The sequence below is a fragment of the Marinomonas rhodophyticola genome, from assembly GCF_026113935.1.
Lineage (GTDB): Bacteria > Pseudomonadota > Gammaproteobacteria > Pseudomonadales > Marinomonadaceae > Marinomonas > Marinomonas rhodophyticola.
In genome coordinates, this window is the sequence record NZ_JAPEUL010000004.1 from 641,708 (window position 1) to 657,289 (window position 15,582).

Annotated in this window: 13 protein-coding genes and 1 pseudogene; 11 read left to right on the forward strand and 3 right to left on the reverse strand. The window is 43.8% G+C overall.

The window, feature by feature from the left end; translation table 11 throughout:
- The first annotated feature begins 446 nt into the window (after positions 1-446).
- Entirely contained in the window at positions 447-1,418 is a 972-nt protein-coding gene (locus ONZ52_RS03805; protein WP_265217368.1) for a calcium/sodium antiporter, read from the forward strand.
- A gap of 43 nt (positions 1,419-1,461) precedes the next feature.
- Complete coding sequence (locus tag ONZ52_RS03810; RefSeq protein ID WP_265217369.1) at positions 1,462-2,313, forward strand: mechanosensitive ion channel family protein; 852 nt, start codon at positions 1,462-1,464, stop codon at positions 2,311-2,313.
- A 99-nt stretch (positions 2,314-2,412) separates the two neighbouring features.
- On the opposite strand, the gene ONZ52_RS03815 is transcribed toward ONZ52_RS03810, so the two are convergent.
- Together ONZ52_RS03815 and ONZ52_RS03820 are read right to left on the reverse strand one after the other, a co-directional pair.
- The gene (locus tag ONZ52_RS03815; RefSeq protein WP_265217371.1) at positions 2,413-5,301 is read right to left on the reverse strand and encodes a ligand-binding sensor domain-containing diguanylate cyclase; all 2,889 of its coding nucleotides are present in this window, start codon (positions 5,299-5,301) and stop codon (positions 2,413-2,415) included.
- A gap of 443 nt (positions 5,302-5,744) precedes the next feature.
- On the reverse strand, positions 5,745-6,551 hold the full coding sequence (locus tag ONZ52_RS03820; RefSeq protein WP_428981152.1) for a M48 family metallopeptidase: 807 nt from the start codon (positions 6,549-6,551) through the stop codon (positions 5,745-5,747).
- A 359-nt stretch (positions 6,552-6,910) separates the two neighbouring features.
- Between ONZ52_RS03820 and ONZ52_RS03825 the strand changes: the two genes are divergently transcribed.
- From ONZ52_RS03825 to ONZ52_RS25240, 3 genes and pseudogenes are all read left to right on the forward strand, one after another.
- A complete protein-coding gene (locus tag ONZ52_RS03825; RefSeq protein WP_265217372.1) occupies positions 6,911-8,059 on the forward strand; it encodes a hypothetical protein in 1,149 nt (382 codons plus the stop codon).
- On the forward strand, positions 7,971-8,684 hold the full coding sequence (locus ONZ52_RS03830; protein WP_265217373.1) for a hypothetical protein: 714 nt from the start codon (positions 7,971-7,973) through the stop codon (positions 8,682-8,684). The genes ONZ52_RS03825 and ONZ52_RS03830 overlap by 89 nt, the downstream gene beginning before the upstream one ends.
- 1 nt (position 8,685) lies before the next feature.
- Positions 8,686-9,116: pseudogene (locus ONZ52_RS25240) on the forward strand (GGDEF domain-containing protein).
- Here ONZ52_RS25240 and ONZ52_RS03840 read toward each other — a convergent pair.
- Positions 9,039-9,227 (reverse strand): hypothetical protein, encoded by a 189-nt coding sequence (locus ONZ52_RS03840; RefSeq protein WP_265217375.1) that lies wholly within the window; start codon positions 9,225-9,227, stop codon positions 9,039-9,041. The pseudogene ONZ52_RS25240 and the gene ONZ52_RS03840 overlap by 78 nt on opposite strands.
- A 78-nt stretch (positions 9,228-9,305) precedes the next feature.
- Here ONZ52_RS03840 and ONZ52_RS03845 point away from each other — a divergent pair, with 78 nt between their 5' ends.
- From ONZ52_RS03845 to dgcA, 6 genes are all read left to right on the forward strand, one after another.
- Entirely contained in the window at positions 9,306-9,548 is a 243-nt protein-coding gene (locus ONZ52_RS03845; RefSeq protein ID WP_265217376.1) for a type II toxin-antitoxin system ParD family antitoxin, read from the forward strand.
- The gene (locus tag ONZ52_RS25245; protein ID WP_409419365.1) at positions 9,545-9,835 is read left to right on the forward strand and encodes a type II toxin-antitoxin system RelE/ParE family toxin; all 291 of its coding nucleotides are present in this window, start codon (positions 9,545-9,547) and stop codon (positions 9,833-9,835) included. The genes ONZ52_RS03845 and ONZ52_RS25245 overlap by 4 nt, the downstream gene beginning before the upstream one ends.
- Positions 9,836-10,507: 672 nt before the next feature.
- Positions 10,508-11,203, forward strand: coding sequence for a VC0807 family protein (locus ONZ52_RS03850; RefSeq protein ID WP_265217377.1), 696 nt, complete (start codon positions 10,508-10,510; stop codon positions 11,201-11,203).
- A 615-nt stretch (positions 11,204-11,818) separates the two neighbouring features.
- The gene (locus ONZ52_RS03855; protein WP_265217378.1) at positions 11,819-12,796 is read left to right on the forward strand and encodes a dipeptidase; all 978 of its coding nucleotides are present in this window, start codon (positions 11,819-11,821) and stop codon (positions 12,794-12,796) included.
- A 64-nt stretch (positions 12,797-12,860) separates the two neighbouring features.
- Entirely contained in the window at positions 12,861-13,406 is a 546-nt protein-coding gene (locus ONZ52_RS03860) for a DUF5943 domain-containing protein (protein WP_265217379.1), read from the forward strand.
- 95 nt (positions 13,407-13,501) lie between these two features.
- Positions 13,502-15,568 carry a dimethylglycine demethylation protein DgcA gene (gene dgcA / locus ONZ52_RS03865; RefSeq protein ID WP_265217381.1) on the forward strand — a complete coding sequence of 689 codons (2,067 nt, stop codon included), beginning with the start codon at positions 13,502-13,504 and terminating at the stop codon, positions 15,566-15,568.
- Positions 15,569-15,582: the final 14 nt, after the last annotated feature.

Sequence of the window (15,582 nt, forward strand, 5' to 3'; positions counted from 1 at the left end):
TCGTTTCAATTGTATTTAAGACAGGCTTGTGTACGAAACGCGTATTGTTAAGCGAGATAAATAGGAATATGATTCCTAAAACCTTAGGGGAGTAGTCTCTCAGCGTTGTCTGAGATAATCGTCAACAGTCTCCGAACAGTCGTTCGTGGCGGTTATATCCTGTTTGTTTGGATTGACAAGACCTAAGGCAAGTGTTGTTTTCGGGGTGGAGAACAATGTTTGCCTTTTGTCTCTTCCACCCCGAGGGCGCTCGTGTGTTTAATTTAACTGTTTGCCTTGCTCTGTCCTTCGTAGGAGGAGTTGGGAATGAATAATGTCAATGTTTGTGCTGTGGCTTTTTATAAAGCGACACGCCTCTGTTATTCTCATTTCATCTTGTTTGGATCGGTTCGGTCTAAACCCTCGATATTTTGCATCGTTTCTTTTTTCAAATCTGAGGTAAGGTTATGACGCTTGCTATTCTGGCTTTATTAGTCGGTTTTGTTCTATTGGTATGGAGTGCCGATCGTTTTGTGGAAGGGGCGGCGGTTACGGCAAAATACGCCGGTATGCCTTCTTTACTGATTGGTATGGTGATTGTTGGTTTTGGGACCTCGGCACCTGAAATGGTGGTGTCTGCCATGGCGGCGATGGATGGAAATCCTGATCTTGCTTTAGGTAATGCGCTGGGTTCGAATATTGTCAATACAGGGCTTATTCTGGGTGTGACGGCCCTGATTGCGCCGATTATGGTGCAATCTAATATTGTTCGAAAAGAACTTCCGTTGTTGTTGTTAATTGGTTTGGTATTTGGTTATTTGATTTGGAATGGGTCGTTGACACGTTTTGAGTCTGCGCTTTTGTTGGTTGGTTTTTTTGCTTTGGTTGGCTGGAGTATTTACTCTGCGATGAAAGGCAAAGGCGATGCACTCGAAGACGAAATGGAACAAGAGCTGGTGACTCATACTATGTCTAAATCCAGAGCCATTTTTTGGTTGGTATTTGGTCTTGTTGTGTTGATCATCAGTTCTCGAGTATTGGTGTGGGGAGCGGTGAATATTGCCCAAGCGTTTGGGGTGAGCGATTTGATTATCGGCTTGACCATTGTGGCATTGGGAACCTCGTTACCAGAATTGGCGGCGTCTATTATTGCGGTTAGAAAGGGCGAGCATGATATTGCCATTGGTAACGTGGTGGGATCGAATATGTTTAACATACTTGCCGTCATAGGGATTGCGGGGAGTATTTCGCCGATGACAAATTTGTCTGCCGAGGTGTTGTCTCGGGATTGGCTGGTGATGATGGGAATGACGGTGATGTTGCTGGTTATGGCATATGGTTTCCGCCGGGCGGGTCGTATCAATCGATTTGAAGGTGCGGGTCTGCTGCTGGCGTTTGTGGCTTATAACATTTGGTTGGTTTCCTCTGTTATTGTGTAATTTAATACTGTATTGGTTAGGATAAAACGAAGAAGAGATGCTTATGCAAGAGACACTGATTCAATTTTGGCAAAATCATTCGGATACGATTATTTCACTTTGTTATAACTTAGTATTAGCTGTCGTGATATTCACTGCCAGTTCGTTCATCGCAAGAGCGGTACGAAAGGCGATATTGAATGCCAATTCTAAGCTAAATAAATTAGACGCGACTTTAATACCAATTTTTTCAACCGTTGCCAGTTATGCGGTGTATATTATTGGTGGTGTGTTTATTTTAGACATTTTTGGGGTCAATACTGCCAGTCTTATTGCGTTAGTTGGTGCGGCCGGTCTGGCAATCGGGTTGGCGTTAAAAGACACGTTAAGCAATATCGCTGCGGGTATTATGCTGCTGATATTGCGTCCATTTAAGGCGGGTGATTTTATTGAGTTTGGCTCAACGCAAGGTACGGTAAAAGAAATCAATTTGTTTACCTGCGTGTTTGAAACGGTTGATGGCTTATATATTGCTTCGCCTAATAGTGTTTTGTGGGGCGGCAGTATTAAAAACTTCACCCGAAATGGTAAGCGACGAATGGATATTGTTGTCGGAATATCGTATTCAGATTCCATCGATGTTGGGTTGTCTGTACTGCAAAAAATCATCGCAAGTGAATCACGATTGTTATCAGATCCCGCGCCGCAGACTATGGTGGTGTCTATGATGGACAGTTCGGTAAACCTTCAGCTTAGAGCGTGGGCAAAAAACGAAGATTATTGGCCAGCCTACTGGGATTTAAATAAACGTGTGAAAGAATCCATCGAAGAGGCGGGTTTAACTATCCCGTTCCCTCAGCGTACTTTGCATCTGGTTACTGAACAAAGTATGCCAGTATTGAAAGAAAAGCCTTAATAAGATTTGGCTGTCTATGTGCATGTTTAGCTGCTTTTAGGGCAGCTAAACATGGCTTGAGCTAACACTCTTCTGAGTAATCCTTCTTCTGAGTAGTCATTACGACCACATTTCTACTCGGTTTCTTCCTTGTTCCTTGGCTTTGTATAGAGCTTGGTCTGCCAGTTTAAGTAGGTCCTGATAGTTCTCTACTTGATGAGAAAACGCGACGCCCATACTGACGGTCATGGTGAGGTTCGTAGCGATATCGAGATAGTTATACGTTTCTATGCGATGGCGTAATGCTTCACAGTAAGCCATTACGTCGGTGTCATCCATGCCTTTTATCATTAAGGTGAATTCTTCACCGCCCCAGCGAGCGGCATGTACCTGATGATTGATTAGTGCTTCTAGCTGTTTAGCAAGTGCTTGGATGGCCCTATCACCAGTGAGGTGCGAATACTGGTCGTTGATCCTTTTAAAGTAGTCGATATCCATGATCACCAAAGCGAGGGGCGTGTTCTGTTGCTTGGCTTCCACGAACTTCTCACTAAGCCATTGATCAAAAGCACGTCGATTAGGTAATCCGGTCAGTTGATCTTCATTGGCTTGACGCTGGAAGTCTTCTGATTGTTGACGCAGAGCATAGGTTTGTGATTCTACAAGGGCTTTTAAACGTACTTCACTTTGTCTTAAACGCTGCAAGCGCCAACGAAGTCCGCCAGCTAAGAGTATTAGGGTGAACAGTGCACAGGCAATTTGTACGTCGAGTCGTTGCCAGACATAGGGTAAGATTTGGAATTCGTAAATATCTTCAGCATTTTGCCAGTCACTGTATGGATAACGTGCACTGACTAAAAATTGATAGTGACCAGGTTCTAGGTTGGTGTATTCGGCAATGGTATTTTTCCCTCTGGTGGCCCAGTTTTTTTCAAAGCCGACGAGGCGAGTGCGGTATTCTATGCGCGACGACATAACATAGCCCAAGCCAGCATAATCAAAGAGTACTCGGTTGGTGCCAGCTGGCAGGACGTGTTTTTTGTTGACTGGCAAGGCGTGTCCATCAGCCGACATGGATTCAATCACCAGAGGCAAGCGGGCAGTATTTTTTTGTAGCACACGGGAACTGTTGACCATGGCAACGCCTTTGGCGGTGGCAAACCATAATCGACCATCTGCCATTGCAATAGCGGCTGGGTTGGAGCCTCCGTTTGCTTGGGCACTGGCCATGCCATCGCTTTCGGTAAAATGTTCGAACTCAAGATGTTGTTGGCGACCATCGGCAACAGCATGGGCGGCTTGGTAACTTATTTGCCAAATGCCACGATTACTGGTTAACCACAAACTGTTTGAACCATCATAAATAACTTGGAAGAGCTTATCGATGGGTAATCCGGCATGACGGCCGACTAAGCCTAACTGACCATCTTTTTGACGATAACGCACTAAGCCACGATCTGTCGCTATCCAAACATAGCCACTTTCCATCCAGAAACCAAAGGCATACTCGGCATCTTCCATGGTGTTGATGGGAATATTTTCAAATCCATCTGTCGTCAATTTTGCCGCGCCAACCCCAGTTCCGACCCAGAGTTGCCCGCGATCGTCCTCGGCCAGCGCCATAATATAATTATCAGGTAGGCCATTCTCACGGGTGAATATTTGTTGTTGTCCTGTTAGATCTTGTCTGACCAATCCGTTTGTGGTGCCAATCCATACGTTACCGTGGTGGTCTTCTAATACGGCTCTTACTTCGTCGCTGGGTAAGCCGTTTTGTTGATTAAGATAAGGAGAGAGCTGGTTGTCTTGCCAAAGCATTAAGCCATTCAGATAAGTACCGACCCATGCGCCACCTTGTCGGCGTTTACCAAGGCTAAGCACAGAAATAGAAGCACCTGCATTCAGTCTTGCATTGTGTGCGGTGTTGTCTTCAATGATGCTCAGTCCTTCGCTAGAGCCGACTAATATGATATTAGGGCTTATTTCAAGGATACTGCGGACATAGTCACCCACGAGCCTGCGTTCTTTTGTCCAGGTCGTAAATGGCGCTTTGCGTAAACGCATTAAACCACCGTTCGTCCCAACCCAAATACTGCCTTCTAAATCTTGTAGTATTGATAAAACACGATTATTCGGCAGGCCAGATTTCACATTTAAGGTTTCAATAAATTGTTTATTTAATCTTAGTAGGCCTTTATTCATGGTGCCTAACCAGAGATTATTTTCATTGTCCTCCATTAAGGAAGTAATACTTTCACCGGCTAAACTTGGGTGTAATAAATACGCTTGGTTGTTTTCTAGTACATAAGCCCCTCGGCTGGTTGCAATGATTAGACGGTTATCTTGGGTTTCTAAAAGGGCATATACTCGTAACTCAGGCAAACCATATTGTGTTAATAGCTCTTTTTTATCTGGTCCATTTAAGTGAAATAAACCTTTATCTGTTGCAGCAAAAATCCGACCTTGGCTATCTTCCATTAATCGATAAGCACTGATATTTGGCAGTAGCCAAATATCATCTTCGGTATAGGTCGTCGCTGTTGATTTTGCGCGATAAAAAACGCCCAAACCTTCTGTGGCCAGCCAAAGATTGCCGGCTTTGTCTTTGAGTAAATGATTCACCATGCTACGGGCTACCGATTGCGGCTGCCACTGATTATCTTTGCGATAGGTTACACTTCCTCTGGCTCCTGCAACCCATAAACCATTTTGATCATCCGATACTAATGCTCGCGTACCAGAGTCTATGATGCCAGTTTGGGCGGAGCGTTCATAAAAGCGAAAATCACGACCGTTATAACGTGCAACACCTTCCCAAGTGGCGAACCATAAATATCCGTCGGAGGTCTGTTCTATGGCATTGATACTGTTGTGTGGTAGGCCGTCTTGGGTAGACCAAGTGTCAGTGAAGTAATCGGCAAGAGGGGTTGTCGCATGAGCAATATTTGCAGAGCACATTAACACCATTGTTAACCACCATGGCAGTGCTTTTTGCAGACTAGCGTGCATTTCTTTTTTCCCTCTTGCTTATACGCGTTAGTAACATTGTTTCTTTGAACTGTTAGGATTCTAAAACGACGTCAAATTTATAGCGTTTTGTCTTGTGTATTTTTAATATGGAATAAGCATCAAAACGGCATGACACAAAGGTTTACAGATAGGCTGGATGGTATCATGAAGAATTTACAAAAAATGTTTCTAAATGTTACTGAACATTCAGTATAAATTATACGTGGTGCTGAGAGTTCGTCTTAAATCTATTGAGGGGAAGTGTTTATATATAGGTGAGCACTCAATAAAGAGTGTCTCCTTAATATTAACTTAATGAAAATTGTTGCGCGCAGTAGTAGATGACAACCTTGTCTGAAAATATAGTTTGTAAAAAGACAACGGAGACAAGCCAAAAATGCATTTTGGCGGTTAGCTTGTCTCAGCTGAGTTTTAATTAATGATTAGTAGCATTTTGCTTGTTTGTTTTGTTCAACAAGAGGTTCATAAATAGCAAGATTTTTTGGTAAATTGGCTTCTAAATCTTTGATACGAGTCGTGTTAGCTGGATGCGTGGACAGCAACTCTGGTGTTTTGCTCTCTCCACCGGCACTCATGTTACGCCACAATGCAACGCTTTCTCTAGGGTCAAAGCCAGCTTTGGCCATGTATTCTAAACCCAGTAAATCGGCTTCTGACTCATGAGCACGGCTGAAAGGTAAGATAATCCCGACTTGTGCACCAATGCCCAATGCCTGAAAAATGGCGATTTTTTCTGGCGTTTCCTCACCGCTTAATTGATAACCCAATGACAGCGCTTGGCTTGTTGCCAACTGAGTCGAGACCCTTTCATTACCGTGTCTTGCTATCACATGGGCCAATTCATGGCCCAAGACAGCGGCTAATTGAGATTGGTTTTCGGCGACCTTTAAAAGGCCTGTATAAACACCCACTTTATAACCTGGCAAGGCAAAGGCGTTTACTTGTTCATCATCAAATAAGACAATTTCCCAAGCTTGGTTGCGATATTTTTCTGGTAATACTGCGATCAAGGTGTCCGCCACACATTGTACTTGTTTGCCTAGTTGGGGGTTTGATGAGGTAGGAATCTCCTTCTTCATTTCGGTAAAAGACTGAACCCCCATTTCATCCATCTGACTGTCGGGCAACACGGCAAATTGCTTTCGTCCTGTTGGCGACGAACTGCAACCCACCATCACAACAAGCGCCGCTGCCAGCGCCGCTTTAAAAGAAACCTTCATAAACATCATCGTAAAACCGCCTTGAAAAAACTGCATGGACTGTTGGAAATAACCGCTATTATAGAGAAGGGCTTTCGTTAGAAGCAAATGTAGATAAGCTCGTTTGTCAGAGGCTTTGTCAGAGCTAGGGAAAACATTCGTCAACATTATGTAGGATCAAACATTTTGACTCTGAGCTGCTTTATAAATTGATCTAGTGTTTCGTTCAAACTTGTCCCTAAAATCGTAAACGATTCTTTACAATGCTAATATCGACTTTAAGTTAGGATAGTGGAGAATATTTTTTTAATGCAAGGAAAGCGACTAAAGTATTGAGATGCATATGATGCATTTCGTTTCGTTAATTTACACTTTGGTTGAGTAATATTTTGAAGCAATTACAGACTGCATGTTTTTATTTCATTTCGTTGTTTTTTGCTACCGCATTATTATGCTCGTCGGCAAATGTATCTGCGCAGGCTGTGAATCTAGATGATGGTTGGGAATATGCATGGGGTGACTCTGCGTTTAATTCTGATGGTGTTCCCTTATGGACTCAACAAAATAGCCTGGCTGATTGGCACTCCATTGCTTTTCCGGCCGATCCACCTGCTCGTGGTGGACATAATATTATTTGGTTTCGTATAACACTTCCGCAACATGTTTATAGAGATCCTGTATTTTACGCATCCAGTATTGATTTATTGGCTGAAGTGTATTTGGATGGTGAGCTTATTTATAAACATGGTCAGTTAGATCAGAATGGCGTAGGAGAATTTGCTGGTTGGCCTTGGCATATGATTACTTTGCCTGAGGATTTTTCGGGTAAAACACTCTATTTTCGAGTCTATTCAGATTATATTAATATTGGTTTTTGGGGAGAGTTAAAGCTCACCGAGCGAGTTGATGCTCTCTCACAAGTTATTGAAGAATCATTACAGGGTTTTATTGTCGCTGGTGTGACGATATTTATTGCTTTTATGGCAGTTGTTTTTGTCATGTTAAAAGGTCAGCGGCGCCAATTTCTGAATGTATGTCTCTTTTCTCTTGCGGCAGCGGGGTTAGTATTGGGAGACATCCCCGCCATGAAGCTTATCTGGGATCAACCTTTACTGTGGAATTATATTGGTGCGTATGCGTATTTTTTACTGCCGATTCCTATGTTTATGTTGTTGGCTGAGTGGTTGTCAGACGCCGGTTTAGAGGTTCGTCATTTTCATTGGTTATGGCGCGCTCATGTTCTGTTTTTGTTGGTGGCCGCAATTGGAAGTGTGTTTGGCCTTATTCACCTTACCCAACTTTATCCAGTATTCGATGGCATGTTTATCGTGACTTCACTCTTGTTGGTCGTCTCTGTTTTATTGGTGTTTAACCGTGTTCGGTTCGAGCAAAAACTGCTTATCCTGGCTTACTTTGGTTTTTGCGCTGTCATGATGCTTGATATGGCGGTTGCCCATAATTGGATCTCGTGGAGCCTCTGTTCCTGTTTCCAGTGGTGCGCTGCTATTTTCTATTGCGATCATTGGCTTATCTTTTAACCATTATCTATCGACTCAGCGTCGATTAGAGGAGCTGAATATCTCATTAGAGTCTAAAGTCAATGAGCGTACTGAGCAGCTTAGTATTATGGTAAAGCAAGAAGCACTTCGCGCTAATGGGCTGTTGTTTCAACAGGAAAAAAATGAAATTGTCAGTGATGTCATCGTCGAGCTGGAAAGCTGTCATACATTACAAATGGGAATTGAAAAGATAGCGAGTAGCATCGAAGCACTTTGCATGCCTTTTGCTGGTGTATTTAGTATAGCGAGTACCGATGGCTGGCAAAAAGCCCACAGCTGGGGGCAGAAAATGAACACATCTCTTCCTGATAATGCGGAGCTGATCAAGCTTAAGTTTAATAACGAGCAGGGCGTTTTTCCATTTAGATTCGTTAATCAGCAAGGTTCTGTTTGTTATGTTGCACTACTGCAAGTTCAGGCAACAGAAGCGCTCAATGGTTATCCCGTTGCTCACTTTATGAAATTGCTAAAGCGAGCCATCGAAAAAATAAACATTACCTTAGCAAATATAGCCTTACGTGAGGAACTGCAACGCTTTTCTTATGAAGATGAGTCTCACTGGATTAAAAAACCGACGCTTTTTCTCCGAAGTTATGGAATGTGAAATGGCAGCGGCTGAACAAAATCAAGAAGCGTTATCCCTCCTGATTTGTGATATCGATTACTTTAAAAAATTCAACGACACCTATGGTCACCCTGCCGGTGATGAAGCGCTGAAAACCCTTGCTAGCTTATTGAGCCACTTTTTCGATGAAGACAATATTGTTTGTCGTTTGGGGGGGAGGAGTTTGTCGTTGTCATGCCGAGAGTCAGAAGTGAGGCCTGCCTACGCAAGGCTGAGCAATTAAGAGCTGCTGTTGAAAAAACTCAAATAGAATATGAAGGAAATTTGCTCGAAAATATCACCATATCCATCGGCATCTCAAGCTGGCCCGAACTGATTGAAGACCCGCGACAACTATTCCAACAAACAGACGCCGCCTTGTATCAAGCCAAAGAGAGTGGCCGCAACTGCATTCGGGTGACGGAAAAGTAGTTCAATAACATCATGACCAGCGAAACCAGATAGGCCGCCAAGCAATTGGCGGCCTTTTTCGTTATTGGGTTTGTTAAACGCTGGAGTAGTATCGAAGTGTTTGTGCCACATCTACGTTTAATCATGATTTTGACTTACTACACTCTCTGTACCAAAATGTAATAAATATTGGTATGAAAGGAGAAAAGAATGCCTAAAAATACAAGCATTAGTTTAGGTAGTCATTTTGATCAGTTTATTGCACAGCAAATAGCAGATGGGCGATATGCCTCCGCTAGCGAAGTCATCCGTGCAGGATTGCGTAAACTTGAAGATGATGATCAAAAACTTAAAACACTGCAAAGTTTAATACAAGAAGGTATTGCTAGTGGCACTGCCGAATACAGCTATGAAGGCTTGATGAAAGAACTTGATGACGAATTGGGTAAATGAATTTGTTTACTCTGTCGAAGTCGGCACGTGCCGACTTAAAGCAAATAGCTACCTATACACAGAAAGTATGGGGTTCAGGCAAGCGTAGAACTTACATCAAAGAATTAGATTCAGCGATGCTTTTTTTAGCTGAGAATCCTATATCAGGAGTGCAATGTGACTACGTAGCCTCAGGCTTACGGAAACATCGACATGAAAGTCATACTATATTTTATGAAATTCAAAGAGACTCAATCTTTATTGTTCGGGTACTTCATAAAAGTATGGACGTAGAATCGAAGTTTTGAAGTTGTCGGCTGATTAACAGTAAGTACATTCAATTCAAGTGGAATGAGATGTCTATGGAGAGTACGCTGGTGAGTGGTCAACAAATAAATGAGCACATGAAAGCTTTGCTTTCAGCGGCGTTATTTATTTCAGAAAAGAGGTCGTCCCTCCCTAATTGTGGCCTATGATTAGCTACGAAGAAGCTACTTCGACGCAATCCCGATTGCGCGACCCTATGGAGTTTCTGAGTCAGTGTTTGAAGATCTATCTCTCAACCAATAAACAATCCATGCCTTACGGTTTAAATCGTCTTGCTAAAGGTTGCGTAAACAAAGCAAATGAGACGTTTGGGCGACAGCCCGATAAAAGATTTTTTGCTTTTCTTTTAAGGGAACGTTTTGCATCGTTTGGCAAAAGTTACACGCCCAGCTTTCCCTGAATTAAATAGCGGAATAAAGGTCGGGAATACAAAGCATTCGAATGGAACTCAAAGAAGAGATTAACCCCTCCCTAACCCTCCCCTTGGAAGAAAAAGGGGAGGGAACCATTGGTTCTGAGGTTGACGAGATCGGGATGACATCCACAAATCTTCGGCACTTCTGCCAAAAATCACTGTCTATTCACTTCCATGCGAATTTTTCCTTTATGATAGTCGCCATTAGAATTTGAATTTAAGTTGGAATCCGAAATTTATGAGCAGCACTCCTGAACACAAACCACGTCCGATGGTTGATCTTATAGTTAGTGTCATTTTGCCATCGGTCATTTTGATGAAGTTAAGTGGCGAAGATAAGTTAGGTACGACCGGTGGTTTGATTACAGCGCTGGCGTTTCCTTTGGGCTGGGGGATTTACGAGCTTATTAAGTACCGCAAGTTTAACTTTATTGCTTTGTTGGGTTTGGTGAGTGTATTGCTGACGGGCAGCATTGGTTTGTTTGAGTTAGACAATAAGTGGTTGGCGATTAAAGAAGCGGCGATTCCTGCGATCATTGGCATTGCGGTGTTGATTTCGACTTTTACGCCTTATCCTTTGGTGCGTGCTATGTTTTTCAATGCCGCTATCATGGACGTGGATAAGATCAAGCAAAAGCTGGAAGAGAACAACAGCACAGAAATGTTCGAAAAACGTCTGATGAAAGCCACGTACTTTATTGCCGGTTCATTCGCTTTTTCCGCGACCATGAATTACATCTTGGCAAAATGGATAGTGACCAGTCCAGCGGGAACCGAAGCCTTTAATGAAGAGTTAGGGCAGATGACGTTATACAGTTACCCAATGATTGCCATTCCATCGATGATCATGCTGATGGCGATTTTTTATTACCTATGGCGCAGCATCCAAAAAGCCACTGGTTTGACGCTTGAAGAGCTGATCGTTAAGAAATAACCCCGTCCCTAAGGTTGGGGTCAGAGCTTTTTTTGACCCCTTGGTCTCTTAGTCTACGTTGTCGGGCTAAAGCCGCGACCTACAAAAACCACTACAAATCAATCACTTGTAGGTCGGTATTTATGCCGACAAAAAATTTAAACACAACAAATTACGTCTTGTTGGGCTTAGTGATTGGTAAACGTTACCATCTGCGCTTGAAATCCCGATGACGTTAGTTCGACGCGTCATTTTGTTAGAGAGTTGATTGCGCGACTTTATGGCGTTTCAGAGTCAGTTAAAAATACCCTTCCTCATCACACCAAAAATAATCTATGCCTTACGATATAACGAGCGTAGGTAACAATTATGTGCCTCTGAAGAAAATCAGGCATTAAAGATCTTAAAGCGAATTTTTGGTTACTTTTTGGGCGCTAGCAAAAAGTTACACGCCCAGCAAGGGCGGAATAAAACTCGAAGTACTACGGAGCTGAGCTTGTTTTCTTTCTTGACGAAGCAAAAGAGAGAAAGTCGCTTTTAGTCTACCTCTAGTCGTTTCCAGCCACCTCCCACCCGTAGCGAAAAATTACACTGAGTTCATTGATATTTTACCCATGTGATAGGTAAGGAAAAACAATGAACGCAGCAGAGCTACACGACAAGTCCATTATTATTGACGGTTTGATTTGTGCGAAGTGGAATCGCGAGTTATTTGAAGACATGGCGAAGGGTAAGCTGACGGCGGCGAATTGCACGGTGTCGTTTTGGGAAAACTTCGAAGGTACGGTTCGTAATATTGTAGAAATGAATCAGTTGATCGAAGCCAATAGCGATTTGTTGCTTAAGGTTTACACCACCAAAGACATTCAGCGCGCTAAAGACGAAGGCAAAACCGGTGTGATGATGGGCTTTCAAAATGCCCATGCGTTTGAAGATCAAATTGGTTATGTTCAGATTTTTAAAGACCTTGGCGTCGGCATAGTACAAATGTGCTACAACACGCAAAACTTGGTCGGCACAGGTTGTTACGAGCGCGACGGTGGTTTGTCTGGTTATGGCCGTGAAATCGTAGCAGAGATGAACCGTGTGGGTATGTTGTGTGACTTGTCGCACGTAGGCCCTAACACAGCCAAAGAAGTCATCATCGAATCCAAAAAGCCTGTCGCGTACTCTCATTGTTTGCCCTCAGGTCTTAAAGAACACCCACGTAACCGTACTGACGAAGAACTGAAATTCATCGCTGATAATGGCGGCTTTGTGGGTGTCACCATGTTCGCTCCTTTCTTAAAAGCCGGCATCAATGCCACCATCGATGATTATGTTGAAGCCATTCAGTACATCTACAACATTGTGGGTGAAGATGCGATCGGTATCGGTACAGACTTTACTCAAGGTCATGGTTACGACTTCTTTGAATATCTTACTCACGACAAAGGTTACGCACGCCGTCTAACGCGCTTTGGCGAGATTATTAACCCACTGGGTATGCGCACCGTTGGGGACTTTCCGAACTTGACTGAGGCGTTGTTGAAGCACGGTTTTAGTGAGCGTCAGGTGGTGAAAATTATGGGTGAAAACTGGGTAAACCTTCTGCATGAAGTTTGGGGTGAGTAAAGCTACTGCGCTCGTAACGCTTTACAGTATTTGATCTTAACGAAAAGAATTTAAGGAATTAGATATGAGTTCTCACGCTCCAGAAATGCCAATTTTAGTGGATGACGAAACCGGTGTTTGGACAACCGATGCGTTGCCTATGCTGTACGTACCACGCCACTTTTTTGTCAACAATCACATGGGGATTGAAGATGAAATCGGTGCCGAGCGTTACGCAGAAATCTTATACAAAGCGGGTTACAAGTCCGCTTATTTCTGGTGTGAACAAGAATCTGAATGCCATGGAATTTATGGCGAAGAGATTTGGCATCACTATTTGAAGCGATTGTCTCAGCGTGGCTGGGGATTTTTCATTACCGAAGAGTTAGACATTGAGAAGGGCACAGCCAAAGTGCGTTTAGAAAACTCGGCCTTTGTTTATCACTACGAGAAAATCCACGGTAAGAAAGTTAACCGCAAGGTGGACTACATGTTTACGGGATGGTTTGCCGGTGCGTTGGATCAGATCTTAGAAAGTAAAGGTTTGGCGACTCGAACGAAAGCCATTCAAACCCAGAGTGCAGCCGAGGAAGGCTGTGATGTAGGGTATTTCCAAGTTTCTCCACTTTAGTTTTTTATCAGAACGTAAATGCGTGGGGTCATCACGGGCAGGTGATGACCACAACAGAATTTAGTTAAACCTCGTTTCCAAGAAGGCAGGATGTTATGTCCCAGTATGATGCGTTGTTCGAACCACTTAACATTAATAAATTAACCATTCGCAATCGTATTGTCAGTACGGCTCATGCTGAGGTTTATGCGACTGACGGCGGTATGACAACCGATCGTTATGTTAAGTATTACGAAGAAAAAGCCAAAGGTGGCTGTGGCTTGTGTATTTGTGGTGGCTCGAGTGTGGTTTCTATCGATAGCCCACAAAGCTGGTGGGGCTCTGTTAATTTATCGACAGATCGCATTATCCCACACTTTCAAAATCTTGCGGATGCGGTGCATAAGCACGGCGGCAAGATCATGATTCAAATTACTCACATGGGACGCCGCTCCCGTTGGGATGGTGAAAATTGGCCAAACTTGATGTCGCCCTCTGGTATTCGTGAGCCTGTTCACCGTGCTACGTGTAAGACCATTGAAGTTGAAGAAATGTGGCGCATTATTGGGGATTTCGCTCAAGCGGCACGTCGTGCCAAAGAAGGTGGACTAGACGGTGTTGAGTTGTCCGCAGTACACCAACACATGATTGACCAATTTTGGTCACCACGCGTGAATAAACGTACCGATGAATGGGGTGGTACATTTGAAGGTCGCATGAAGTTCGGTATGGAAGTACTAAAAGCGGTGCGTGCGGAAGTGGGGCCGGACTTTGTGGTGGGGATGCGAATTACAGGGGACGAGTTTCATCCAGATGGCTTAAACCATGAAGAAATGAAAAAAATCGCGCAATATTATGATGCTACTGGCATGGTGGATTATTTTGGTGTCGTTGGATCAGGCTGTGACACACACAATACTTTGGCGAACGTTATTCCAAACATGAGTTATCCGCCAGAGCCTTTCTTGTATTTGGCGGCAGGTATCAAAGAAGTGGTGAATGTGCCTGTCATTCATGCACAAAACATCAAAGATCCAAACCAAGCGAAGCGTATTATCGAAGCTGGCTATGTGGACTTTGTCGGTATGACACGTGCACACATCGCCGATCCTCACTTTATTGCCAAGATCAAAATGGATCAGGTGGATCAAATTCGTCAATGTGTTGGCGCCAACTACTGTATTGACCGTCAGTATCAAGGTTTAGACGTATTGTGTATCCAAAATACAGCAACTTCCCGTGAATACATGGGATTGCCTCATATCATTGAAAAAACATCAGGCGTCATTCGTAACGTGGTTGTGGTTGGCGGTGGCCCTGGTGGATTGGAAGCGGCTCGTGTCGCGGCTGAGCGTGGTCATAAAGTGACCTTGATTGATAAGGCCGATGAGCTGGGTGGGCAATTAGTGTTTGCGGCGAAAGCGCCACAGCGTGACCAAATTGCGGGTATTACTCGTTGGTTGGTGATGGAAGTAGAGCGTTTAGGGGTTGACGTTCGTTTAGGAACGGCTGCGGACGAAGCCTTGATTAAAGAGCTGAATCCAGATGTCTGTATTTTGGCAACGGGCGGCCGTCCATTCTTAGAGCAAAATCCAGAGTGGGGCGCAGCAGAAGGGTTGGTTGTCTCTACGTGGGATATTCTTAGCGGCAAAGTTGAGCCAGCTAAAAATGTACTGGTTTACGACACCATTTGTGAGTTCTCTGGTATGTCGGCTGCCGACTATTTGGCGTCGAAAGGTTCTTTGGTGGAGTTAGTAACAGACGACATCAAACCGGGTGTGGGTATCGGCGGTACGACTTTCCCAACTTACTATCGTTCGCTTTATGAAAAAGAAGTCATCATGACATCGGATATGTTGCTCGACAAAGTGTACCGTGAGGGCGACAAGCTGGTGGCTGTTTTGGAAAACGAATACACCGCGCAAAAAGAAGAGCGTGTGGTGGATCAGATCGTGGTTGAAAACGGTACACGTCCTAATGAAGACTTGTATTACGCCTTGAAAGCCAGTTCGCGTAATAAAGGTCAGATTGATAACGAAGCGCTGTTCGATGTGAAACCTCAACCTGTTCTTAAAGATCAGAATGGCGAAGGCATGATCTTATGGCGTTTAGGAGACTGTGTGTCTCAGCGAAATGTCCATGCGGCGATGTATGATGCTTTGCGTCTATGTAAAGACCTCTAATCCAATAAGGGGTT